This is a genomic window from Chryseobacterium glaciei (assembly GCF_001648155.1).
GTDB lineage: Bacteria > Bacteroidota > Bacteroidia > Flavobacteriales > Weeksellaceae > Chryseobacterium > Chryseobacterium glaciei.
In genome coordinates, this window is record NZ_CP015199.1 from 146659 (window position 1) to 171582 (window position 24924).

General features: G+C 35.0%; 23 protein-coding genes. 15 read left to right on the plus strand and 8 right to left on the minus strand.

Annotated features, from left to right (window positions below):
- On the minus strand, positions 1-789 hold the full coding sequence (locus A0O34_RS00610; protein ID WP_066750091.1) for an SDR family NAD(P)-dependent oxidoreductase: 789 nt from the start codon (positions 787-789) through the stop codon (positions 1-3).
- A gap of 567 nt (positions 790-1356) precedes the next feature.
- On the opposite strand from A0O34_RS00610, the gene A0O34_RS00615 reads away from it, so the two are divergent.
- The 4 genes from A0O34_RS00615 (at position 1357) to A0O34_RS00630 (ending at position 5151) form a co-directional block, all read left to right on the plus strand.
- On the plus strand, positions 1357-1998 hold the full coding sequence (locus A0O34_RS00615) for a hypothetical protein (protein WP_162271021.1): 642 nt from the start codon (positions 1357-1359) through the stop codon (positions 1996-1998).
- Between the two features lie 238 nt (positions 1999-2236).
- Entirely contained in the window at positions 2237-3049 is an 813-nt protein-coding gene (locus A0O34_RS00620; RefSeq protein WP_066750095.1) for a helix-turn-helix domain-containing protein, read from the plus strand.
- Positions 3050-3266: 217 nt separating this feature from the next.
- A complete protein-coding gene (locus tag A0O34_RS00625; protein WP_066750097.1) occupies positions 3267-4682 on the plus strand; it encodes an MFS transporter in 1416 nt (471 codons plus the stop codon).
- 19 nt (positions 4683-4701) lie between these two features.
- On the plus strand, positions 4702-5151 hold the full coding sequence (locus A0O34_RS00630; RefSeq protein WP_066750098.1) for a VOC family protein: 450 nt from the start codon (positions 4702-4704) through the stop codon (positions 5149-5151).
- A gap of 656 nt (positions 5152-5807) precedes the next feature.
- Here A0O34_RS00630 and A0O34_RS00635 read toward each other — a convergent pair.
- The 4 genes from A0O34_RS00635 to A0O34_RS00650 form a co-directional block, all read right to left on the minus strand.
- Complete coding sequence (locus tag A0O34_RS00635; protein WP_066750099.1) at positions 5808-7208, minus strand: MFS transporter; 1401 nt, start codon at positions 7206-7208, stop codon at positions 5808-5810.
- Between the two features lie 3 nt (positions 7209-7211).
- The gene (locus A0O34_RS00640) at positions 7212-7850 is read right to left on the minus strand and encodes a uridine kinase family protein (RefSeq protein WP_066750100.1); all 639 of its coding nucleotides are present in this window, start codon (positions 7848-7850) and stop codon (positions 7212-7214) included.
- A 57-nt stretch (positions 7851-7907) separates the two neighbouring features.
- A complete protein-coding gene (locus A0O34_RS00645) occupies positions 7908-9029 on the minus strand; it encodes a glycoside hydrolase 100 family protein (protein ID WP_066750101.1) in 1122 nt (373 codons plus the stop codon).
- A 110-nt stretch (positions 9030-9139) separates the two neighbouring features.
- The gene (locus A0O34_RS00650; protein WP_066750103.1) at positions 9140-11557 is read right to left on the minus strand and encodes a TonB-dependent receptor domain-containing protein; all 2418 of its coding nucleotides are present in this window, start codon (positions 11555-11557) and stop codon (positions 9140-9142) included.
- Between the two features lie 241 nt (positions 11558-11798).
- Between A0O34_RS00650 and A0O34_RS00655 the strand changes: the two genes are divergently transcribed.
- The 8 genes from A0O34_RS00655 (at position 11799) to A0O34_RS00690 (ending at position 19918) form a co-directional block, all read left to right on the plus strand.
- Positions 11799-12773 (plus strand): LacI family DNA-binding transcriptional regulator, encoded by a 975-nt coding sequence (locus A0O34_RS00655; protein WP_066750105.1) that lies wholly within the window; start codon positions 11799-11801, stop codon positions 12771-12773.
- A 436-nt stretch (positions 12774-13209) separates the two neighbouring features.
- Positions 13210-13803, plus strand: a complete 594-nt coding sequence (locus A0O34_RS00660; RefSeq protein ID WP_066750108.1) for a TetR/AcrR family transcriptional regulator — start codon at positions 13210-13212, stop codon at positions 13801-13803.
- Positions 13804-13865: 62 nt separating this feature from the next.
- Positions 13866-14300, plus strand: coding sequence for a PaaI family thioesterase (locus A0O34_RS00665; protein WP_066759377.1), 435 nt, complete (start codon positions 13866-13868; stop codon positions 14298-14300).
- Positions 14300-15538: a beta-ketoacyl-ACP synthase II gene (gene fabF, locus A0O34_RS00670; protein WP_066750110.1), complete on the plus strand. Its 1239-nt coding sequence runs from the start codon at positions 14300-14302 to the stop codon at positions 15536-15538. Before A0O34_RS00665 ends, fabF begins: the two co-directional genes overlap by 1 nt.
- A gap of 12 nt (positions 15539-15550) precedes the next feature.
- Complete coding sequence (locus A0O34_RS00675) at positions 15551-16729, plus strand: acetyl-CoA C-acyltransferase (protein ID WP_066750112.1); 1179 nt, start codon at positions 15551-15553, stop codon at positions 16727-16729.
- A 13-nt stretch (positions 16730-16742) separates the two neighbouring features.
- Positions 16743-18146 carry a dihydrolipoyl dehydrogenase gene (lpdA, locus tag A0O34_RS00680; RefSeq protein ID WP_066750114.1) on the plus strand — a complete coding sequence of 468 codons (1404 nt, stop codon included), beginning with the start codon at positions 16743-16745 and terminating at the stop codon, positions 18144-18146.
- Between the two features lie 15 nt (positions 18147-18161).
- Positions 18162-19430, plus strand: a complete 1269-nt coding sequence (locus tag A0O34_RS00685; protein ID WP_066750115.1) for an acetyl-CoA C-acetyltransferase — start codon at positions 18162-18164, stop codon at positions 19428-19430.
- Positions 19431-19633: 203 nt separating this feature from the next.
- On the plus strand, positions 19634-19918 hold the full coding sequence (locus tag A0O34_RS00690; RefSeq protein WP_066750117.1) for a hypothetical protein: 285 nt from the start codon (positions 19634-19636) through the stop codon (positions 19916-19918).
- A 103-nt stretch (positions 19919-20021) separates the two neighbouring features.
- Here A0O34_RS00690 and A0O34_RS00695 read toward each other — a convergent pair whose 3' ends face one another.
- The 3 genes from A0O34_RS00695 to A0O34_RS00705 are packed head-to-tail and all read right to left on the minus strand — an operon-like array spanning position 20022 to position 22682.
- Positions 20022-20936 carry a helix-turn-helix domain-containing protein gene (locus A0O34_RS00695; RefSeq protein ID WP_066750119.1) on the minus strand — a complete coding sequence of 305 codons (915 nt, stop codon included), beginning with the start codon at positions 20934-20936 and terminating at the stop codon, positions 20022-20024.
- An 18-nt stretch (positions 20937-20954) separates the two neighbouring features.
- On the minus strand, positions 20955-21692 hold the full coding sequence (locus A0O34_RS00700) for an SDR family oxidoreductase (RefSeq protein ID WP_066750121.1): 738 nt from the start codon (positions 21690-21692) through the stop codon (positions 20955-20957).
- 12 nt (positions 21693-21704) lie between these two features.
- On the minus strand, positions 21705-22682 hold the full coding sequence (locus A0O34_RS00705; RefSeq protein WP_066750123.1) for an aldo/keto reductase: 978 nt from the start codon (positions 22680-22682) through the stop codon (positions 21705-21707).
- Positions 22683-23114: 432 nt separating this feature from the next.
- Here A0O34_RS00705 and A0O34_RS00710 point away from each other — a divergent pair, with 432 nt between their 5' ends.
- The 3 genes from A0O34_RS00710 (at position 23115) to A0O34_RS00720 (ending at position 24547) form a co-directional block, all read left to right on the plus strand.
- Positions 23115-23432 (plus strand): LysE family translocator, encoded by a 318-nt coding sequence (locus A0O34_RS00710; RefSeq protein ID WP_066750125.1) that lies wholly within the window; start codon positions 23115-23117, stop codon positions 23430-23432.
- A gap of 106 nt (positions 23433-23538) precedes the next feature.
- Positions 23539-24117, plus strand: coding sequence for a Crp/Fnr family transcriptional regulator (locus A0O34_RS00715; RefSeq protein ID WP_066750127.1), 579 nt, complete (start codon positions 23539-23541; stop codon positions 24115-24117).
- Positions 24118-24199: 82 nt separating this feature from the next.
- Positions 24200-24547, plus strand: coding sequence for a YciI family protein (locus A0O34_RS00720; protein WP_082891064.1), 348 nt, complete (start codon positions 24200-24202; stop codon positions 24545-24547).
- Positions 24548-24924 lie beyond the last annotated feature (377 nt).

The window sequence follows — 24924 nt, forward strand, 5'->3', positions numbered from 1 at the left end:
TTATTTAATACTTTTTAAGATTGAGCTCTCAAACATCTTAGGTGCAAATTGCTGTAAGAAAACAATCATACTAGACATTTTCCCAACAGGATTGCTGAATTTAGGTTCTTTGGTTTCTATTAATTTTGAAATAGCATTTACAACAACTGCTGGAGACTGAGCTTCATCTAATCCTTTCTGAGTTGCCACATTCACTTTTTTTCTGTAATGGTTATAATCTTCAATATTTCCTACTGACGAAACAGCATTATGTCCAAGATTTGTTTTGAACCACACTGGTTCAACCACACTTACTTTAATGTTAAATTGATGCAATTCAAAACGTAATGATTTGAAATATCCTTCTATTGCATGCTTAGAAGCAGAATAGTATGATAAATTCGGAGGTCCTATCAATCCAACAATAGAACTTACGGTAATGATCTGCCCGGATTTTTGTTTTCTTAAATACGGTAACAAGATATTAGTTAATTTAACTGTTCCCCAAAAGTTGGTTTCAAACTGTTGTCTTGCAATTTCTATGGGCGTCTCCTCTGCAATTCCTGTTACCATAAATCCAGCATTATTAACGAGAACATCCAAACGTTCTATTTCATTGAATAGCTTTTGACTAAAGGTGTTTATTGATTTATCATTATCAAGATCTAACGGTAAAAGTTTAAAAGGCACATTGTATTTTTGTGGATCTCTACTGGTTCCAATCACTTTAAAACCTTTCTTATGAAGATCATTTGCCAACACTAATCCAAAGCCAGATGATGCTCCGGTTATTAAAATTGTCTTGCTCATATTTTTTAATTTTTCGTTATTATTAATGAGGCAAAGTTAAATTGATCGTGTCTGCTGCTTGTTATACAAAAGTGGGTAGATATGATACATTTCTACGTTGATTAAATCACAAAAAATATAAATATTAGAAAGTACCTAAGATTCATTTTTAAATTTATTTAAAGATCACTATTGAGGTTATATCAAAAACCATTAATCTTTCAATAAAAAGCCCCTATTTGAAATGCCTGACAAATTTTATGTAGAACAAAAACTTAAATGCCTTAAAAAGATTTATTTCAGGAATATTGTAAGAAACAAGATAAACAAGAATGTGGAAAGAATAAGAAATAGCTGATAATATTTATAATATGCTTGCCATAATTATTTATATTAAATATATTTACAAATATAAAAATTTATTAAATATATAAGATAGTAAATTTTAAAATTAAGACGGCTTTATTCCTCGGAATACATGAAAAGTACTAGTACGAAAATGTAACAATAAATTTCATTGTACATGAAATTTTTCATAAAATTTAAAACAATAACCATATGAAAAAACACATTTTTAGCTTACTAGCTGTGATCAATTCACTATTTTCATTCTCTCAGATTGGAATTAATACTCCAACACCTCAAAAAACACTGCACGTAAACGGCTCTTTACAGGTAACTCGTGAATTAAATCTTGGAGGAGATGACGCTACAGAAGGAAACGCCGGAAACAAAGGCCAAATACTTACCTCTAATGGCTCTGGTCAAGTCCCCAACTGGACTGATCCTAATACTTCAGCTGGAAGTATGACATTTTCCGGTTTGGGAGAAAGGACAACCTTAAGTAATATTATCCAGCCTAGCGTCACAGTCTATGTTCCGTATGAAACCATTCCATTGATATCTGCAAATTTGATGTATGAGACGTCTACCAATTCATTTGTGGTTTTAAAAGCAGGATATTATCAATGTATGGCATTTATTCGATTTGATTTTCTTTCTTCACCAACAGGGGCTGCAAATACTGGTATCTTTATTGTTAGAAATGATTTTCCCAACGTGATTGGTGCTGTAACTTCTAGTGTTATAAGTGGTCAAACCGGATTATATAGCAACTTAGCGGGAATAGGTTATTTTAATGTAGGAGATAAGATTAAAACAGCTATAATCGTTGGAGGTAAGGAATGGAAATACGATGTTGGTAACTTGAGTATTACACGCATAAATTAACCTTATTTTACAACAGCATGTAACTTTTAATGTTATTAATTAAAGCTTAATTCTATTTCAAAAAAACAAGAGCATTTCAAAAATAAAGGCTCTTGTTTTTTATTTGAAAGAATATCTTATACTATATTAGAAATTTAAGCTTAGTTGAAAAAAAATATTTAATACAGCTACAAATTAATGACTCTATTTTAAATCTATTAAAATTATATTTGTAATTTAAATCATATACTTTACTAAGATGGAATTTGAAATTGTCTACACAAAGTCTATCGACAATCTATTTAAGAAAAGCCCTAAAAAGAATGGCTTTTATAGTGTTTTGCTTTGTTTGAAAGGTAGTTTATCAATAAAAATAGGCTATCATAGTTTTGAACTACGTTCCAACATGATATCTATTTTAGCTCCCGATATGATTTTTTCAACGGCTCAACCCTCAGATAATTTTGAAATAATTCAACTAATTTTTCCTAAATCTTTTTTGCAAAAAATCTTTCTTAAAGAGGAAATCATCAATGAACTATTGGAACTGAACACTGATTATCCGCCCGTATTTATGTTGGAAGAATCTTTTGGTCACGTTTTACAAAAATTCAATCAAATCGGCGAGGAACTTGAAAGAAAATCTGCTTATCATCTAGATATTATCCGGTTAATCACAGTAGAAATTTTGTACGAATATAACCGTGCTTGTGAGTACTGTTTACTCGGTTTCCGAAAAAACATGAACCGCAACTATCAACTTACCTACCAGTTCAAAAAATTAGTAGATGAGCACTTTTTAATGTGGAGGTCAATTGGTAATTATGCAGATCATCTGGGTATTACGGCAAAGCATTTAACCGAAGTTGTCAAAATAGAAACAGGGCATACAGCATTGCAAATTCTTCATGAGCGATTACTGTTAGAAAGTCAGTATTTACTAAAGCATACGGCAAACTCTATAAAAGAATGTGCATATCTCTTAGGATTTGATACACCTTCTTATTTCACCCGGTTTTTTAAAACGCAGATGGAAATTTCTCCTCACGAGTATAGAGACCAAGAACAATAGGTGATTTTATATCAAGTCAATGAAGATAAATTCTACTTCTCAATCGTCATACCTATCGCCCATTAAACAATTGTTATAATATCTTTTTTTATCAAACATCAAGGGGGAGAAAGAACGAAATGTCCATAATCCGAAAATAATGAAATAGATTCCGAAGAATTGGGATGGTGTAAATGTGTCTGTATTTCGAAATTTGTCATCATCAATTAAAATCGAAATGAGTACGATCAATCAAACAACATCTCTTTCTGAAACGGCCAGTTGGAAAGCTTTGTTTATCGGCGGTAATGGAATAAAAGCGATTGCTTTAGCATTGGGAGTTATGCTACATGCTACAAATATATATTTGGCAACAACGGTCATGCCTTCTATTATAGAAGAAATTGGTGGATTGGAGTATTATGCTTGGAATACCACTTTATTTGTGGTTGCCTCAATAATAGGATCTGTTATTTCCGCTAATAGACTTTCGTTATTAGGACCTCGAAAAGCATATCAGACTGCTATTATTCTATTTTTCTTAGGGTCATTATGCTGCGCTTTTGCACCAAGTATGTACATCTTGCTGATGGGCAGGTTTATACAGGGGCTTGGAGGCGGGTTGCTCTTTGCCTTGTCATACGCTATGGTTCGTATCGTTTTCGATAAAAGATTATGGTCTAGGGCTATGGCCTTAATCTCAGGAATGTGGGGGATTGCCGCTTTCTCTGGACCTTTTATCGGCGGTATTTTTGCGGAAAATGATCAATGGCGCTGGGCATTTGGTAGCCTTTTGGTCATATGTATCCTTATATTTATTATCAGTAGCATAATTCTTCCTGTTCATAAAAGTAAAAACAATGCCCCATTAATACCGTATTTAAAACTAGTATTGCTTGTTCTGGCTGTCTTATCTGTTTCTATAGGAAGTATTTTAGAAAATATCATTGCTAATGTCTCAGGGGTCATTCTTGCCTTACTACTGTTATATATATTAATGGTAGCAGAGAAAAAAAATAGTGTGCGTCTTTTGCCTACCGGTGCATACAAACTCTCCTCTCCATTAGGTACTACCTATGCAATTATGACATTGCTGACAATTGCCACATCAATTGAAATTTTCGTTCCTTACTTTGCACAGATCATTAACGGATTTTCGCCTTTGAAATCAGGGTATCTCACCGTTTTAATTGCATTTGGATGGACCTTTTCTTCTCTTCTGTTCTCTGGTGTAAAAACTAGTTCTGTTGCTAAAATCATTCGCTTTGGCGCGGTATTTATGTTGGTCGGTTTAGTAGGGCTAACTTGGATTGCCGGTACAAATAATCATTCTACGTCATTATTTTTGATTTTGAATTGTCTATTTCTCTTTTTGATAGGCGTAGGAATTGGAATGGGCTGGCCTCATTTATTAACGAGTGTATTTTCAATGGCACCCAAAGGAGAAGAAGAGTTAGCGTCTGCTTCGGTCACCACTGTTCAATTAATGGCAACTGCTTTCGGAGCTGCTATAGCGGGGTTGGTTTCCAATATGGGAGGTATAACCGAACCCGGCGGTATAATAGGAGCACAAAATGCATCTTTGCTGTTATATGGTGTCTTTTCTATTGCTCCACTGTTAGCAATAGCGCTACTATTGAAAAAAAATAAGTAACAAATTAAAAATTTAAGATATGATAAGAGGACTTTATGAAACGCATATTCAAGTGAGTGATTTGAAAAAATCAGTTGAATTTTATACCCAGGTTTTAGGATTAAAATTTGCGCATTATGATGTAAACAGACCCATAGCTTTTTTATGGATCGGAGATGATAAGAAAGCTATGCTTGGCTTGTGGGAGCAAAAAGAAAATTTACAAAAACGACATTTTGCTTTTAGCTGTGATCAAGATTTTATACTGAATTCTGCTGAAGGATTTTTAAGCGATCGTGATTTAAAACCCTATAATTTCCTGAAAAATAAATCTGAAAAACCAATGGTGTTTAGCTGGATGCCTGCACTTGCTATTTATTTTGATGATAGAGATGGCAATCAATTAGAATTTATTTCTATTCTGGAAGGAGAAAGTCAGCCAGAATTAGGCGTAATTACCTACCAGGAATGGCTTGAATTGAAAAAGTAATTAGAGTTTGCTAAGAAATCAAATTGATTTTGATAATCAAAGAATTGTTACAATATTTTATTGAATAAATTTGGAACACGGCAAATTAATGCTATAAATCAACTGTCAACTCAATGAGCAACAGCGATGAAAATAAAATACATATAGACCAAATGTGGAGATTGTTCGTGGGATATTTTAACGACAATGTTTTACATCGGTACTATACTTTACAAATTGGTGTTGCTTTAAAGCAAAATTTTGAAATAAGCCTTGCAACATTTATATTATTGTAAGGCTTTATTTTCGTATTTAAATAATTGATATTAAATCTGATGCTATTTTTAGAAAACATTTTACATATCTCTAATTTCTTCCTAGGATTAATACTAAATCCTTTGTGAAAATTGAATTCACCCTGTGTAATCGATTTACAAAAGTAGAAGCTCTCTGTGGATTTTTACCATATACATTTTTCACCCGTTAGTACTTGTTGGAGTCATACTGGCTGTAAGAAACTGGTCGATTGAGCCCTGCATAAAACATCTGGTTGTAATGCCATTAATAGTATTAAAAAGCTTTGTGTTTGGAACACTTATTTTACTAATCCTTGGAATCAATAACATAATTTAATGATATTTCAATATTTAAAAAAAACGTTATTGCTGTGCTCTAAATTAATCCACAGTTGTTTTTTTGACCTTGATAAGAATTACTGAAAAGGAAGCCAGTAAAAATAAAACACCAGCCATAACAATAGCATTTGAAGGGTTGCTGCCTAAAAAACATTTGTAAATAAATCCAAAAGAAACTGTCTGAATCAGCATCGGAATGACGATCATCATATTGATCACCCCCATATAAACTCCCCTCTTGTTTGAAGGAATCGATGGAGAAACCATCGAATACGGTAACCCCATCATTGCAGCCCATCCAATTCCAAAGAGAACCATCGGTAATAATATCAAATATTCATTGTGAATGAATGGTAGGATTAGTAATGATATTCCTGTTGCCAAGAGACAAAATACATATACATTTTTGGAAGAATATTTAAGAGCAAAAGGAATCAGAAGCAGTGCTGAGATCATCGTTATAAAATTATAAAAACCATTCATCAGTCCTGTCTGACCGACTGCTGTTTCTACCAAACGAAGTATATTATGAGCCCATTCTATTTCAGTTGAATTTCCCAAACCAGTCTTCGAAAGTGCAATAATATGTTTAGCTTTTACCTCATCATTTTCAGAAACGTGATACAAGGTCTGCTTGATCATTGGAGTGACAAACTGCCAATAGCAGAACAGTGCATACCATTGAAATAAATAGACCAGAGCCAACTGCCAGAGTATTTTTGGCATATTGACAATAGACGTAAAAATATCAACAAATGGTGTAAAAACTGTATCTTTTTCTTTTTCCGCTTTCAACTTTACAAGTTCTTCTTCCGTTGGTGGAATTTCCGGTGTTTTGTACACAGACCATACCACAGAAGCAATGGAACAGAAAGAACCTAAGAAAAATGAATAATAGACCCAAGCAGGAATACCCCCCGATTCCGAAGTTCCACCGAAATATTTTTGAAAAACAAATAAGGAAAGGTTTGCCAGCGTAATTCCACCACCTACAAACAGACTCTGCATCTGAAAACCATAGGTCTGCTGTTCTTCTGGAAGTTTATCGCCAATAAAAGCTCGGTATGGTTCCATTGCGGTATTATTTGCAGCATCCAAAATCCACAGTAATCCTACCGCCATCCAAATTGAAGAACTGAATGGAAAAACGAATAATGCCAAACTGCAAAATACTGCACCCAGCAAGAAAAAGGGTTTGCGGCGTCCCCATTTTACACTCCACGTTTTATCACTTATTGCCCCGATCAATGGTTGAATAAGTAATCCTGTAACAGGACCTGCCAAATTGAGAATAGGAAGTTGATCTGCGTGAGCACCTAAAAATGAATACAATGGATTTACAGCAGTTTGCTGAAGCCCAAAACTATACTGAATCCCAAAAAATCCAACATTCATATTCCATATCTGCCAAAAACTCAGTCTTGGTATTATTTTCTTATTCATCGCTTATGACTTTATAATTTGATAGTTCTTATCAAGTACGATATCCGCCTTTTCTTTGAATTCACGGATGATGTTGTGTTCAATATCCAAAACTTTTTCAACAAAATCACTCTGCTCATCACGGTTTCTTTCCATTCGGTTTTCATATGTATCTTTATAATTACGATCTATGAAAATACTGAAATCAAAATCATCAATGTCCAATATATAAGTTCCTTCAATAATGAGAACCTGAGTACCGTCTATTGCTAGAATTTCCTCAGCGATAGAATTATTTATATAATGAACAAGGGGCTTTTCTATAAAAGATTTTCCTTCTTTAAACTGCTTTATATTTTCCTGAATGATATTTAAATGAACTTCGTGAATTCCAACATTGTCAAGACTTTTCTGTCGGTTTTCGTGATTGCTTTTAGGAGGAAGTTTAAAATAATCATCCATTTGTATCACTACACTTTTTATACCTTCTTCTTCCAAAACTTTTTTAAGGGCAAAGGCTGTGACCGATTTCCCGCTTCCACTTTCTCCACAAATCCCTATAGTCCATTTTTCATTGTGATTATAATTTTCCTTTATAATTTCGTAAATATTTTCAGCTGTATCCAAATGTCTCTGTTCCAAATTAATTACATCTCCAATCATCTTTCAATCCGTTTTAAAAATAAATAGTTTTTGTTTTAAATTCATTAATCTTCAGCATTATATCTTCATCAAAAGATAACCGGAGGCTGAAAAACACAGCTGATCTGTTCCTGAAGGGATCAACTGATCCGTAGAATAGTATTCTCTGAAACTCGAACCCTTCTCTGTGAGAAGTTTCTCATATTGGTTTACAATTTTTAAAGGTATTTCATTATAGCCTCTTTTCTTTAATCCCAGACAGAGCCACCCAAGATATATAGGCCAAGAACCTCCGTTATGGAAATGATAAGGCTGATTTTTAAAGTCGTAGCTGTAATTGTTTTCTAATAAATTCCAGTCAGCATCCTTTGGAAATATGATTGGATAAAAAACAGGAAGCATCCAATGATTAAACTCATCACTTAATTGTTCTAAAAACTGTAAAAAGGTTTCCATATTTAAATCAAAACCTAAAAGCACTGCCAAGGCATTTCCTGCAAGATCGAAGCGTTCATCATATCCGTCAGCATTCAACGATGCCCAGAAATAAGGTTTTTCATTAGCTTTTTGATAGGCTGTTTCGTGATATTTAGTTTCTCCAGAACTGTTTTTTCTGAAATTATTTTCTATCAGTTTTTTGGTTGTTTCAGCAAAAGATTTTAGCTTTTTATCTTCATATACTTCCGCTGCATTTTTCAAAGCCCAGTATCGCAGAACATTATCATAAAGTACATAGCCTGAAGTAACATATTCGTCTGCCCAATTCCCACCTAACGGACTATACAATAAACCTTTTTGATTAAATTCCCACGTTTTTAAGCAAGAAAATGCCTGATATATTTTATCCTTTAAAGTTTCTTTTAAATCTTCATCTTTAGAATATATGATGTATTCGCAGGCTCCAATAATCCACCAGATCGTTGCGTCTGTTCTTCCTACTAGCGTACCATAACTTGCCTTATCTCCATAAACATTGGAAGGGATCTGTCCGTTTTCGGCCTGATGATTTGCAAGAGTTTTTATAGATTTTTCCAGACCGTCCACTATCGTTTGATTTTTGATAAAAATCCCCGTGATTCCTGTCATCATAGAATCTCTTGACCATACCCTCGCATAATTATCTTTTTTCTCCGAAGATGCCAGGATTCCCTGGTCTGAAATTGCTTGTTCTATAACGCATAAAGCTTTTTTTGTAAACATATAATTTTTTAAATATGATTAAAGAAACTAACAGCAGAATATGCTGTTAGTTTATAATGTAAATTCATTTCACTATCAATAAGTGATCATCTGATGGTCATCATTCGTTATTAAAAATCAAATTTCATGCTCGCTCCGAAAGTCCTTCCCGGTAGTGTTCTCGCTCTGATGATTCCATTGGTTCCCTGTAAAGTACCTTCTTCTGCCTCTGTAATAGCCAATGCATTGAATACATTGTTGGCATTGACATTAAGCGTCAAATTTTTCAATAACCTATAAGAAATGTACGGATTTACGATCACATAACCCGGCATAATCAGCTCATTGCTGTCCTGAGTAAACGCTTTTGTAGATCCTACCGCAAAGAAACCAAAGCTTAACTTTTCAATATTCACATTTGGATTGAAAGAGTACATTACTTTTGGAGTTCTTCTCGGCATATTTCCGATGATGGTCTGATCTATCGCATTTTTAATTTCAGCGTGGGTATAGGTAAGTCCGGCTTTGATGTCAAAGTTTTTATTGATCTTATAGAACCCATCTAACTCTACTCCAAATGACTCATATTTATTTTCTGTTCTAAGCTGTGTGGTCGCTTCGTAATTAGCTTCAATTGTTCTCGCTTGAAATAAGGTCGTATTCAGGAAATAATTCGCACCTCTTAATTTGTAACCTACTTCGATCTGATTGAGTTTATTTACTTTTACTGCATCTAAAGCTGGATCATCATTATTCGTGTAGTTATAGCCTGCAAAAAGAATTCTGTCGGCAGAAGCACTTCCACCCTGACTTACCCTTGCAAAAACTGCATTACGGGAATTTAAAGCATAGTTTGCCCCAAATGAATATCCGAAAATACCATATTTGTAATCAACAGGAACATTTCCGTTCACGACTTCCACTGAAAGTTCGGGTGTTTCCAAAGTTCCGTTTTGATTAATGTCTATTGCACCTTTCGTATTCTGCGTCCCTGAGAAACTTCCCGTAACATTTCCGAAATCATATCTTGCTCCAAAATCCAACGTCAATTTTTCAATCGGATTTATTTCCACCTGAGCGTGTGGAGCTATCACTGAGTATTTGGTATCGTAAATTCTGTTCACGCCGCCAAAAGCCGGAACACCGTAATTTAGAAGTCCGTTATCTGTAATTTTAGTTCCTGTAGGGCTCAAAACATCCACTAATCTGGCATTATTATCAGAGACTTCCATCAGATAAGTATTCCAGTTCCAAGAGAGATTGATGTTTTGTGAGCTGTTGTAAACGCCGGTATTCAACTTTACTTTGTTCCATTTTTTACTGACATTAACATCGCTGAAAAAGTTGTTCAGATTATTTATTTTAGTGTTGAACAAAACCGTTTTCATATATTTTGCATTGCTGTCAACCGCTGTATTGGTTCCTGCATATACTGCGCTTCCGTAACCTATAACAGATTCCAAAATTTCAGATTTACTTCCAACTGATGCCGGAAACGGTGCTAAAAACTGACCGTCGTTTGCTGCATATCTTGCTTTAGCATCGACTTTCCAACCGGAACCGAAATCATAATTAAATTCAAACCCAACTGTTTTTGAGACGGAATGCATTCCGTCACGAATATCACTTTTCAAAATCTGTCCGTTTGCGCCAAGCGTAACATCATTTTTGAAGTTGGAAGACTGTAAAGCGCCAGTTAGGATATTATAATTGCTGAGAGAGCTGTAATCCGGATTCGAATCTGAGCCTGAAACTGCAATAGGCATCGGCATATAAGCTGCTGTACGGTCGTCTAGATATTTACCATAAATTCTGACACTTCCCTTTTCGAATTTCTTTAATAATGATAAACGAAACTGTCCTCCGTTATTGGAAGTATAGCCCGTTTTTCTGGGTCCGTCTCCTCCTCTGTAGAAGCCACCAACTCCAATGAAAAAATCTTTGCCAAGCCGTGTTCCATAATCGATATCTGTTCTGAAGTTTTTATAATTCAGACCAACCTGCTGGGTGATACTACCTCCTTCCTTTTCACCCGTTTTCGTAATAAAGTTAATGATCCCGGCTGGTGAATTAGATGCAAAAACAGATGCAGAACCTCCTCTCAATGCTTCAACCCGAGATACAAAAGAATCAAATCTTGTAAACTGATCCTGTGTTCCAAAAGCAATATCTCCAAACTGCATTACGGGAAGACCATCTTCCTGAATTAAAAGATACCTAGATCCTCCAGCAGAAACAGGAACCCCTCTCACAGTAATGTTCGAGTTACCCTCACCTCCTGAAGATTCGGCGCGTATTCCCGGAATGGTTCTGAAAATCTCAGCAGTGGTTCTTGGTGCAGCATTGATAATATCCGCTTGTTTTAAAGTAGAAATTGAAGTACTGGTCTTGATCGAAGATTTAGGATTAGAGTTACCTGTAATCACAACTTCGTCTATCACCTTATCTCGGGTTGATATTGTATCAGTAACAGTATTCTGAGAGAACATAAAGGCTGCAATATTCATTGTCCCGAAAATCAGTAATTTCTTTATTACTTGTGATTCCATAATATTTCTTAGTTTTTGTTATGTCTCAAAAGTATTTTTTTTAGGGTATCAAAAATTGATTTTAAACAAACTGTTAACAGCGTATTAATTTCAAACGATTGCGCAAACGGTTGCGGTTGGTAACTTTAAAATATATTAACTTTTAATTAACAAATACATTGTATTTATTTAACAAATATTAACAAAATACTATTACGTAATTATTCTTATTTTCTCCCAATAATTGAGACGAACAATCAAAATGAAAAGAACGACCATAAAAGACCTTGCTGAGATGCTTAATATTAGTACCTCAACAGTTTCGAGAGCATTGAAGGATCATCCTGACATTAGTAGTTCTGTTAAGCTCAAGGTCAGAGAAGCTGCTGAAACATTTAATTATGTTCCCAATGATTTCGCCATCAACTTTAGAAAAAAGTCTTCTAAAGTTATCGGTCTTATTGTTCCTGAGATATCGATGTTTTTTATACCCTCCATCATTAGGGGAATTTCCTCTGTACTTAATAAGGAAGGATATCATTTTTTCATCCTTTCTTCTGACGATACTTCTGCAACAGAAGAACAAAATATACAAACCTGTATTAACTCCAGAGTAGATGGTATTCTTGTTTCTCTCACAAAAGAAACGAAAGACTTTCAACATTTTCAAAAAGTAAAGGAAATGGAAATCCCCATTGTGATTTTTGATAAGATCATACCTCACCATAGCTTCGATTCTGTGATCTTTGATAATGCAAAAAACTCGGAACTATGTGCAGAGAATCTAATAAAGAATGGCTGTAAGAATATATTAGCAATTTTTGGTGATGAAAGTCTCGATATCACACAAACGAGAATGGATTCTTTCTTAAAAAAAATCGGGGAGTTTCCGGAAATTGAATGCAAAACAATATTTTGTGAGTCTGCAGATGTAGTAAAAGAAAAACTTGATATTCTTTTGAGTCAAAATAATTTTGATGGCTTTTTTGCGATGAGCGACGAAACTTTAATTGGACTTCATAGTTCCCTAATTAAAACAAATCTCCACAACAGTAACATAAAAGTGATTGCAATAAGTGAAGGTACACTTCCAAAATATCTTGACGAATCTTACCAATTTCAAATTAATGATGGATATAAAATGGGGATTATTGCAGCATCCGAATTACTTAAAATTATAAATAAAGTAGATGATGATGGTAGTACGAGACGTCTTCCTACTACACATCTCATATAATTACCTTAAAGCTGTTTACTACAAGGAAAAAATAGGGAAAATGCATTGGAAGCTTACAGAATTTTATAGCAGGAGTCTGGCGATCTAATGTATTTGGATATTCAGATACCAAATCTGAACGGAATTGAATCTCTTAAATCATTAAATAAAAGGTCTAACAGTTTTCATTACCGCTTATCGTGAATATACCATTGAAGGATTCGAATTGGAGGCTGCTGATTATTTATTGAAGCCCATGACATTTGAACGATTTTTCAAATCAGTTTAATTTATTATAGCAAATCAGGACGGATCAGTAATTAAAATAGTTAGTTCCTTACTGTTGACCTGAATAAATAATTAAAATCGACTGATTAATATAATGTTACAATTTTTCAAAAATAAAAATATACCTTTCGGTATTATTTCATATCTTTGTTATACAACTATCAGATAAATGACAAAGGCAGAACAAACGCGACAGTTCATTATTGAAAAAACAGCACCTATTTTTAATAAAAAAGGTTACGCAGGTACCTCTTTGTCAGATATTACCAATGCCACAGGTTTAACTAAAGGAAGTATCTATGGGAATTTTTTAAATAAAGAAGAGGTTGGCCTTGCCGTCTTTAAGTATAATACAAAAGAACTTTCAAGAAAAACCGAAGCTTGGATCTCAAAGAAGAACAATGCCTACGAACAGCTGATAGCATTTCTGAATTTTTACCGTGTAAATTGGAAAACTGTCTTTGAAAATGGCGGATGTCCGATTCTAAATTCAGCTGCAGAATCCGATGATGTTATGCCTGCGATGAAAGCATTGGTAAGATCAACTTTTGAAAATTGGGAAGACTATATTTCAGCGATGATAGATGAAGGTAGACAGAAAGAACTATTTAAAAAGGAAATTAATGTTCCTGAATACTCTAAATTATTCATTATGATGATAGAAGGAGGGATTTTGTTTGCGAAAATTTCAGATGATCCGGCAGATCTTTACTTAGTGTTGAACAGAATTAAGAAAATCATTGATGTGGAAATTATAAAGTAAAATTTTTTACCCATAAAAATACCGATTGGTATATTTTATTGATCATTAAAAACAAAAAAAATATGACACCACTAGAAAAAATCAAATCCTATAGAGGAAAAGAATTTACTGAATCACCATCGCCATTTATGCGTTGGTTGAATCCAATCATTGTTGCGGCGGAGCCGGGAAAACTGGAATTCACTTACCGAATTTGCCCGGAGTGGTTAAATCCTGTAGGTAATCTTCATGGAGGTGTTACAGCTGATATCATAGATGATATCATTGGTGCAACAATGTTTTCATTGGATGAGCCCTATTTCTATACTACAATTAATAATGTTATTGATTATTTTTCTCCAGTGGCAGGTGACGAAATTATCATTGCAAAAACGACTATTGTAAAAAAAGGAAAACAATTTATCAATGCCGAATGCGAAATCTGGAACAGTGACAAAAGCAGATTAATAGCTAAAGGCTCTTCCAATTTATTTAAAACAGAAATTAAAAAAAACTAATGAAAAGAGTTGTAATTACAGGCTTAGGAACAATCAATCCTTTGGGAAATGATATAGATTCTTTCTGGGACAATGCCGTAAATGGCCATAGTAGCACAGACTATATCACACGATTTGACGCCTCGAAATTCCGTACGCAGATTGCTTGTGAAATTAAGAATTTTGAACCTCAAAAGTACCTTGACCGTAATGAAATCAAAAGAAGCGACCTATTTACGCAGTATGCCCTCTACAGTGCCTCGCAAGCATTGGAAGATTCAGGCTTGGACATCTCATCTATAGACCCTTTCGACATCGGTGTTATTTGGGGTGTTGGTCAGGGAGGTATGGAAACATTTGAAAGCGAAGTAGAAAATTACGTCACAGGAAATTACGTTCCCAGGTTCAGTCCCTTCTTTGTACCTAAACTGATCGTTAATATGGCATCAGGAATGATCTCCATTAAATTTGGTCTGCAGGGAATCAATTATACAACAGTATCAGCATGTGCTACATCAAATACAGCAATAATGGATTCCTTTAATTACATACGTTTAGGAAAAGCAAAAATATTTGTGACCGGTGGTTCAGAAGCTCCGATCACCGCTGCTTCTATTGGAGGATTTTCTTCGATGAAAGCAATGTCAGCCCGCAACGCTGATCCGCTTACTGCAAGCCGACCTTTTGATAGAGACCGTGATGGTTTTGTAATGGGTGAAGGTGCCGGTGCAATAATTTTGGAAGAATATGAGCACGCAAAAAAAAGAGGAGCGAAAATCTATGCTGAATTAGTAGGGGCATCAATGACTGCTGACGCCTACCATATGACCTCCCCACATCCGGAAGGGTTAGGTGCTTCTAAAGCAATGCAACTTGCCTTGAAAGAAGCAAAATTAAATCCCTCAGAACTAGACTACCTGAATCTTCACGCAACCTCTACACCTGTAGGAGATATTGCAGAACTTAATGCTGTCAATAAAACTTTTCAGGGTTCCAGTAACTTATGGGTGAGTTCATCAAAATCCATGACCGGACATTTATTGGGAGCTGCCGGAGCCATTGAGGCCATACTTGCTATCAAATCGATAAATGAAAATATCATTCCTCCAACGATCAATATTGAAAATCTTGACCCTCTAGTGCCAAAAGGTATTCAAATAGTGATGAACCAGCCATTGCAGAAAAAAGTTACAACGGCAATGAGTAATGCTTTCGGATTTGGAGGTCACAACTCAACTGTTATATTTCGTGAAATTTAAATTGAATTAATAATGAAAGATGTTTTTATAGTAGCCGCTAGACGTACACCTATCGGTGGTTTTTTAGGCAATTTTGCAGAAGTTTCAGCAACCGAGCTAGGAGCGGCAGCAATCAAAGGTGTCATGAGTACTGTAGGTATAGACGGTAAAAATATTGACAGTGTCTATATGGGAAATGTTCTGTCTGCAAATTTGGGTCAGTCTCCTGCCCGACAAGCCTCAAAATTTGCAGGAATTCCTGATGAAACAGATTGCACCACAATAAATAAAGTATGTGCGGCCGGAATGAAAGCAACAATACTTGGCGCCCAGCAAATCCAGTTGGGACTTGAAGATCTTGTAATTTCCGGAGGAATGGAAAGTATGAGCAATGTTCCTCATTATACCAATAAACGCAAGATAAACAAACTAGGTCATGAAACCTTGACAGATGGACTCCTAAAAGATGGACTGACTGATGTGTATAATGATTATCATATGGGAAATGCCGCTGAGCTTTGCGTTGAGAAATTTCAAATAACAAGAGAGCAGCAGGACGAATATGCGATTCAATCTTATGAAAAAGCGGCTAATGCAACCAAATCAGGAAAGTTTGAAAAAGAAATCATTCCATTTAATTTAAAACAGAAAAATGGAGAAATATTAATTACTGAGGATGAAGATATTTATAAAATAGTTCCTGAGAAAGTTTCTAAATTAAAACCAACTTTTGTTGAAGGTGGAACCATTACAGCAGCCAATGCCAGTAATTTAAATGACGGTGCCGCGGCTATACTATTAGCATCCAAAGAAGCGGTGGAAAAATACAATCTCAAGCCTTTGGCAAAAATTATAAGCTATGCAGATGCTGCTCAGGCTCCGGAATGGTTTACCACTGCTCCATCTGTTGCCATTCCAAAAGCATTAGAAAGAGCAAATCTCACATTGGAAGACATTGATTTTTTTGAAATCAACGAAGCTTACGCTGCCGTGTCTTTGGCAAATCAAAAGATATTGGAATTGAATCCTGAAAAAATAAATGTATATGGAGGTGCAGTAGCATTAGGACATCCCTTAGGTGCATCAGGAGCTCGAATTATTTGTACTTTAGTTTCTGTATTAAAACAGGAAAATGGAAAATATGGTGTTGCAGCTATCTGTAATGGAGGTGGTGGCGCATCTGCAATTGTCATAGAAAATATAACTCACTAAAGATATATGCATAATGGAAAATTTTGACATCGCAGTAATCGGGTCAGGACCCGGAGGATATGTTGCTGCAATACGTTGTGCCCAATTGGGTTATAAAACTGCAATTATTGAAAAATATCCAACATTGGGCGGAACTTGTACTAACGTGGGATGCATCCCTACCAAAGCTTTACTTGACAGCTCAGAACATTACCATCAGGCAATAGAAACTTTCGATAAACATGGGATTGAAGTGGGTGAGGTAAATCTGAATTTTCAGCAATTTATCTCAAGGAAAAATGAGGTGGTTGCACAAAACACGAAGGGATTGAATTTTTTAATGAATAAAAATAAAATTACTGTATTTGAGGGGACTGCACAATTTCTGAACAATACTACTATAAAAGTCACTCAATCAAATGATATAGTTACAGAAATTCAAGCTAAACACTTTATCATTGCCACAGGCTCAAAACCTGCAACACTTCCCGGTATTACAATCGATAAAAAAAGGATTATTACTTCTACTGAAGCTTTAACTTTAAAGGATAAGCCCAAAAGCATGATCATCATTGGCGGTGGCGTTATTGGGGTAGAAATAGCATCCATATATAACCGGATCGGAACTAAGGTTACAATAATTGAATATACGAAGGAACTGATCTCGACAATGGACCGTGAACTTGGTACTAGTTTAAGGAAGATCCTCACCAAGCAAGGTATTGACATCCAACTCAATCAAAGTGTTTATAATGTAGAAAATGCGGGAGATAAAGCAATCGTATATTATAAGAATGAAAGTCAGGAAGATTTTAATTTGGAAGCTGATTATGTATTGATGGCTGTAGGACGCAGACCATACACCGAAGGGCTTGGCCTGGAAAATACAGAAATCGAGCTCGATGAGAAAGGCAGAATAAAAACCAATGAAAATCTTCAGACAAATGTTCCATCAATTTACGCTATCGGAGATGTAGTTGCAGGACCAATGTTGGCTCACAAAGCGGAAGAAGAAGGTGTATTTGTGGCAGAAATTATTAATGGACAAAAGCCCCATATTCATTATAATAGAATCCCTGGAGTAGTTTACACCTGGCCTGAAGTCGCATCTGTAGGTTATACGGAAGAAGAGTTGATAGCTAAAGGAATTGAGTACAGAAAAGGGAAATTTCCATTTTCCGCAAGTGCCAGAGCCAGAGCGGCTATGGAGAAAGATGGTTTTGCAAAGGTATTATCAGAACCTAAATATGGCGAGGTTTTGGGCGTGCATATCATCGGCCCCCGAGCTGCTGATCTGATTGCTCAAGCTGTAATTTCATTAGAATATGAAGTTACCGACAGTGATATGTTTATGATTTCTTATGCACATCCTACCTATTCAGAAGTTTTGAAAGAAGCCTATATGCTGGTCTCCGGTCAACCTGCAATTAATATTTAATTAAAAAAACCAAAAATGACACCAAAAAAAGTCGCCATTGTAGGTTATAACAGAACGCCTTTTGTAAAACATAACGGCGTTTTTGCCGATGCTACTAATCAGGATTTATTAGTTGCTGCCCTAAATGGATTAATTGATAAATGTAATTTAACCAATAAAAGATTGGGGGAAGTTGCAGGCGGATCTGTGATCAAGCACATTTCTGAGAGCAACCTTATTCGGGAATCTGTAATGAAAACTTCACTTGACCCGGCAACTCCCGGATGTGATATTCAACAGGCTTGCGATACGGGTATTGAATCAGCCATCTACATCGCAAATAAAATTGCATTGGGACAGATAGAAAGTGGCATCGCGTGTGGCGTGGAAGCAATGAGTAACATCCCTTTTGAAACAAATGCACGTCTGCGAAAAATACTATTAAAAGCAAACAGTGAAAAATCAACATTGGGTAAATTAAAAGTTTTATCAAAAGCGAAAATTAAAGATTTCATACCGATTCCTTACAAAGGTAAAGAGCCCGAAACTGGTTTGGTAATGGGAGAACATACAGAAATTACTGCTAAATATTACGGGATTTCCAGAGAAGATCAGGATAGATTAGCACTGCAAAGTCATCAAAATATGGCTAAAGCCTATGATGAAGGTTTTTATGATGACATGATAACCCCTTTTTTAGGAATTTCGATTGATAACAATATGAGACGTGATACTTCTTATGAGAAATTATCAAGACTAAAACCTGCCTTTGGTAAACAAAACGGAACCTTAACAGCTGGTAATTCTACCCCATTTACTGACGGCGCTTCATCCATATTGCTAGGCAGTGAAGAATGGGCAAAAGAAAATAACCTTCCAATTTTAGCGTACATCACTCAGGCTGAAATCGCAGGAATAGAATATATTAAGAACAAACAAAATTTATTATTGGCACCCGTTAATGCTGCAGATCGAATGCTAAAAAGAGCACACTTAAAGCTGGATGAATTTGACTTTTATGAGATCCACGAGGCTTTTGCGGCGCAGGTTTTAGCGACTTTAAAAATATGGGAAAGCGAAAAACTATCAAAAGAATTTGGCTTAGAAAATGCTTTAGGACACATTGACAGAAGCAAACTGAATATAAAAGGAAGTAGTCTTGCAGCGGCCCATCCATTCGCTGCTACCGGTGGAAGAATTATTGCAACGCTTGCCAAATTACTAAATGAAAAAGGAAGTGGAAAAGGTTTTATTTCGATTTGTGCTGCAAGAGGTCAAGGTGTGACCATGATTCTTGAAAAATAAATGTTTATATCAACATTAGATCAGGATAATATTATTATAAAAAATACCCTCTTTTTATCGAATCATTTAAGATCCTCCTAATCAATTATTTGACATAATCGATGAATCGGTTAAGCAGTTGTATTCATGAATCCTTAATTGGTAAATTTATCTAATATTACTGAATTTTTCTTGAGGATATATTCTCTTTCAACTATAAAACATTGGAGTCATTTACTGATGGTATAATTTCTGAAGAAAAACTAAAAAAAAATTTCAATGAAATAAGCTTTAAGTTTGGTGATCTTGAAAAACATGACATAGACCATTTTCTGCTTGGAAATCCTGTTCAGGAAAAACCATTTATACAGGTTACAGAAAATGACACTATTTTCAATACAAGTATTTCAAATCTAGACAGATCACCCATTCTTAGAGTTGTCAAATCGATACTTGTATTCATTTGGAATGCTGTAAATATATTTATAAAAATTATCAATATCAGCTGACAATTGATTTAAATATAATCCTGTTATTAGTAACTGAGGATTCTGTTTTTTCTTTGCCAATGATAGGAAATTTAACAATGAATAATAGTGAATTTTTGGTATTTCAATTAAACGACTGCCTAAACTCCAAAGGCGAAAGGTTGGTCTTGATCTTGAAAAGTTTGCTAAACGATTGTGAATGTTCAAAGCCCAATTCATAAGCAATTTCCGAAACAGATAGATCTGTCGTTGATAATTTTTCCTTCGCTTTTTCTATGATCGTATTCTGAATGTATTGCTGTGTGTTTAGTCCTGTCAATGAACTTAGCATATCGCTCAAATAACGTTGCGACAGCTTTAATTCTGTGCTGATATATTTCACCGATGGCAAACCATTTTTTAAACTATTTTCTTCTTCAAAATAGCTGTTTAAAAGTTTGTCCAAAGAAGTGATGATGTCGTGATTGACGGCTTTCCTCGTCAAAAATTGCCTGTTGTAAAAACGATTGCTGTAATTCAATAACAATTCTATCTGTGACACTAAAACGTCTTGACTGAAACTGTCGATATTGTTGTCTAATTCATTGACTATTGACGCAAATAAATTGGCTATAATTTCTTTTTCTTTTGCCGATAAAAACAAGGCTTCTGAAACATCGTAAGAGAAAAAACCATACTGATTGATCGCTTTACCTAACGGATAATTTCGGATAAAGTCCGGATGAAAATACAAAGCGATCCCTTCATAGCTTTCTGTTTCTTCGGGTGAAGTAACAATTTGTTTTGGCTTTAGAAATGCCAATCCGCCCTCTTCAAAATCATAATAGCCCTGTCCGTATTTTATTTGCCCTGTGAAAGTAGGCTTAAAGGAAATTTTGTAAAAATCAAGACTTACTTTTTGCCCTTTCGGAAACATTTCGATCGAAACATTATTGTAATCAACCAGTGCGATCAATGGGTGCAAGGGTGCAGGAAATCCTAAGACGCACACCAATTGCGATATACTTTTAATTTGATTGATGTTAGATTTTTGCTGCATTTTCGTTTACGAATGTAATCAATTTTGTTTTGACGGACGAATCACAATGTCGCCAATTTCAACATCATCAGGTTGGCTTATTGCATAAATGACGGCATTGGCAATAGCTATGGGATCTATGGCTATTTGTTCCATTCCCTTTTGAATAGCTATTTTCATTTCTTCGTTTTTTATATTGTCCGCAAAATCTGTTTTCACAAATCCGGGCGAAATGCCTGTAATGCGTATCGTTCCGTCCGACTCCTGTCGAAACGCTTCTGCAATCGTGCGAATGGCATTTTTAGTCCCTGCATAAACGCCTTGCATTGGAACAATCTTTATTCCTGACGTTGAAATGATATTGACAATATGTCCCGATCGTTGCTGTTTGAAAACGGGAATTGCAGCCGCCATCCCATACAAAACACCTTTGAGGTTAATGTCGATCATTTCTTCCCAACCGTCAATATCCAATTCATCAATGCGGCTTAATTGGCTGACCCCTGCGTTGTTTACAATGACATCCAATTTTCCGTACTGCTCAACTGCCGTATTGACCAACCTAATCAGATCAGCTTTATTCTTTACATCAATTTGAGCAAAGGCAGCTTCACCACCCTTGCTTTTAATTTCTTCAACAAGTTGTTGTAATTGTTCTGTTCGTCTTGCACCTAAAACAACCTTTGCACCATTTTTTGCTAATTCTACGGCGATGGCTTTACCCATTCCGCTGCTTGCACCTGTAATAGTGACAACTTTTCCTTCAATATTCTGCATTGCTGTTTGTTTTTATCTGTCTATTTGTTTTTCTAAAAATTCGGGATAACGGTCGCCCACAAGTGTAATCCCTTTGACTGTTGTGTCAATTTTTGCAAGCTCATCGCCTGTTAATATAATATTTGTACTGCCAATATTTTCTTCTAAACGATGTAATTTTGTGGTTCCAGGGATTGGAGTTATCCACGGCTTTTGCGCTAATAGCCAAGCCAATGCTAATTGTCCGGTCGTTATATTTTTTTGTTTTGCAATCTCAGAAAGTGCGTCCACTAAAACCAGATTGACCTTTATGTTTTCTTCGCTGAAACGGGGAATAACATTTCTACGGTCGATATCCTCTAATTTTTTGTTGATGATCCCTGTAAGGAAGCCTTTGCCCAAAGGACTGAACGGGACAAAACCAATTCCTAATTCTTCTAAAGTGGGTATAATTTCATTTTCCGGTTCACGCCAAAACAAAGAGTATTCGCTTTGCAAAGCTGATACAGGTTGAATTGAATGCGCTTTTCGAATCGTTTTAGCACTTGCTTCCGATAAACCGAAATATTTTACTTTGCCCTCCTGTATCAGGTCTTTTACCGTTCCTGCAACATCTTCTATCGGAACATTTGGGTCAACTCTATGCTGATACAGCAAGTCAATATAATCTGTTTTTAATCTTTTTAAAGATGCTTCGGTTACTGCTCTTATCGTTTCGGGTCTGCTGTCCAAACCTACTGCCGGGCTAGCTTCTTTACAGCCAAATTTTGTGGCAATCACTACATCTTCTCTATATGGTTGTAATGCCTCGCCAACAATTTCTTCGTTGGTGTAAGGTCCGTAAGCTTCTGCGGTATCAAAAAATGTGATCCCTCTTTCAACGGCGTTGTGTAGTAGCGTGATGGCATCATTTTTATCAAGGCCTTTCCCGTCCAAAAAGTTTAAACCCATACAGCCAAAGCCCAATGCGGAAACCTCTAATCCACTATTTCCTAATTTTCTTTTTTGCATAATTCTTTTTTTAATTATTTATAAAACTGACTTAAATCTCAAGTACAAAATTCCTGATTGTCGTTCTATAAAAAGTAGCCCAATTGGTAATTGTTGTAGTCCAATTTTCAATTTTTTTTAACGCTATAAATTATAGTCCGCGACCTTTATGCTGCTGACGATTTACATCAACTTGGAAGTAATACTGATATAGATCAATAAATATATCGCAGGTATAATGTTATGTGATAAGGTCTAATTTAAAGTTAATTTGAGCCAGATAAATCTTCAATTATATTTAACGATTAGTTTTTTATGCACCAAATTTATATCTTCGTATATAATAGGCAATATTTCAACACTAATACTGAACATCCTTTAAAATAATAGATAGACTAAGAAAGTTAGTAGTCTTATCTAAAATCTACAAACCCTTTAAAATTTAGTGAAAAAATGACAGAATTTATTGCCGTTATGACTATTGCAATCTTGGCAACCATAAGCCCAGGACCAGATTTCGTACTAGTTACAAAAAAAAGTCTAGTACATGGAAAAACTCCGGGGATTTATACTGCTATTGGCATATCTCTAGCGGTTATGGTTCACGTGGGTTACACTCTTTTTGGAATAGGTTATATTATTTCGCAATCCATACTTTTATTTACTGTGTTGAAAACGGTAGGATCATTATATCTTATATATATTGGCATTAAGATGTTCCTTGCAAAAAAAGGAAATAATTCCTACAAATGGTTGGATGTTCTAACTTAGCTAGGAATTCTGATTAAGGAGAAAATCTTAACTTTAGTATAATATTTAGCATCTTAATATCATGAAGCAGTAGCGATAATGCTAAAAAGCTATAATAATAAATAAAATGCAAGAAAAAGAATTTTTGAAAACAATTTTTTCAGAGAACGACTTTAAAGAAGATGAACTTTCAATGATACTTCCAAAATTCAAGAAGGTAAAATTTATCAAAAATGACTTTTTACTTCAAGAAGGGCAAACAGAAAATTATTATTGGTTTTTAGAAAGTGGCTTTGCCCGCTCGTTTGTAAATGATATCAATGGCAATGACATCACAACAAACTTTTATAGTTCAGAAGACGCTGTGATTGATTATTCATCATTCTTTCTTCGTAGTCCGACAAGAGAAAACATTCAGGCATTAACCGACTGCGTTTGCTGGCAGCTGGATTTCAAAACCTTTCAACAACTCTTTCACGGGATTGAAGCTTTCAGGGAACATGGACGAACAATATTAGTGAGTTCTTATTTTGTATTGAAAAATCATAGGGTATCAATTATTGCAGACCAAGCTAAAGAAAGATATATACAGCTTCTGAAAGACAAACCACAGATCGTTCAAAATGTTGCTTTGAAGCACATCGCAACTTTTTTAGGTATTACAAAATCTTCTTTAAGCAGAATAAGAAAGGAAATTTCTTTATAAACTCATTTTTTTTTGCCATAGGACAACTTTTCAGAAAACAGAGTCCGGTACTTTTGTTCAATAATCAGAACTAAAAGGAAAAATGGGAAACTTAAAAGAGTTTGTGTTGCTATTTAGACTACCACAAGAAGACAATCAATTAACCAACGAACGTGCTGCTAAAATTAACCAGCAGTGGAAAAAATTTATTGCATTAATTGCGTCACAGGTAAAACTAGTTAATGTCTCAAGATTAAGTTTTGAAGGGACTATAATTAAAAGTGACCTTTCAGTAGTACACAAGACTGTTCTCGAAAATGGTTTTTTTGTTAGTGGCAATTTGACAATGAAATCCGAAACAATTGAGAATGTAATTTTAGTGGCTAAAAAATGTCCCATTCTTTTGGTAGGTGGAACAGTTGAAGTACGACAAACAATTCCATTGAATTAAATGAACTTATGTCTATTTCTGAAACAAAATTTTATAAATTCTTTATAAGCATTAATAACTAATTAAATTATGAATATGGAAAATAAATCAGAAAAAAACTGTTTCAATAAAAAATTATGGCTTTGAACACACAAACGCTGGAAGTAGTTTTTTAAATTTATCAAATAACAATTGATAAATCACCCAATTCATTGTAATATTTAAATGTCCCGTCCTAAAAATCCGATACAGATTTTTAGGACGGGACAGTTTGTAATATGCTTAAATAAAATTAGCTTGTAGCTCATCAAATTATTATCATTAACGATATACTACTTCGTTTTTTCGATTCGATACTTTATCTATACAAACGAAGATGTATTAATGAAGATGAGCAG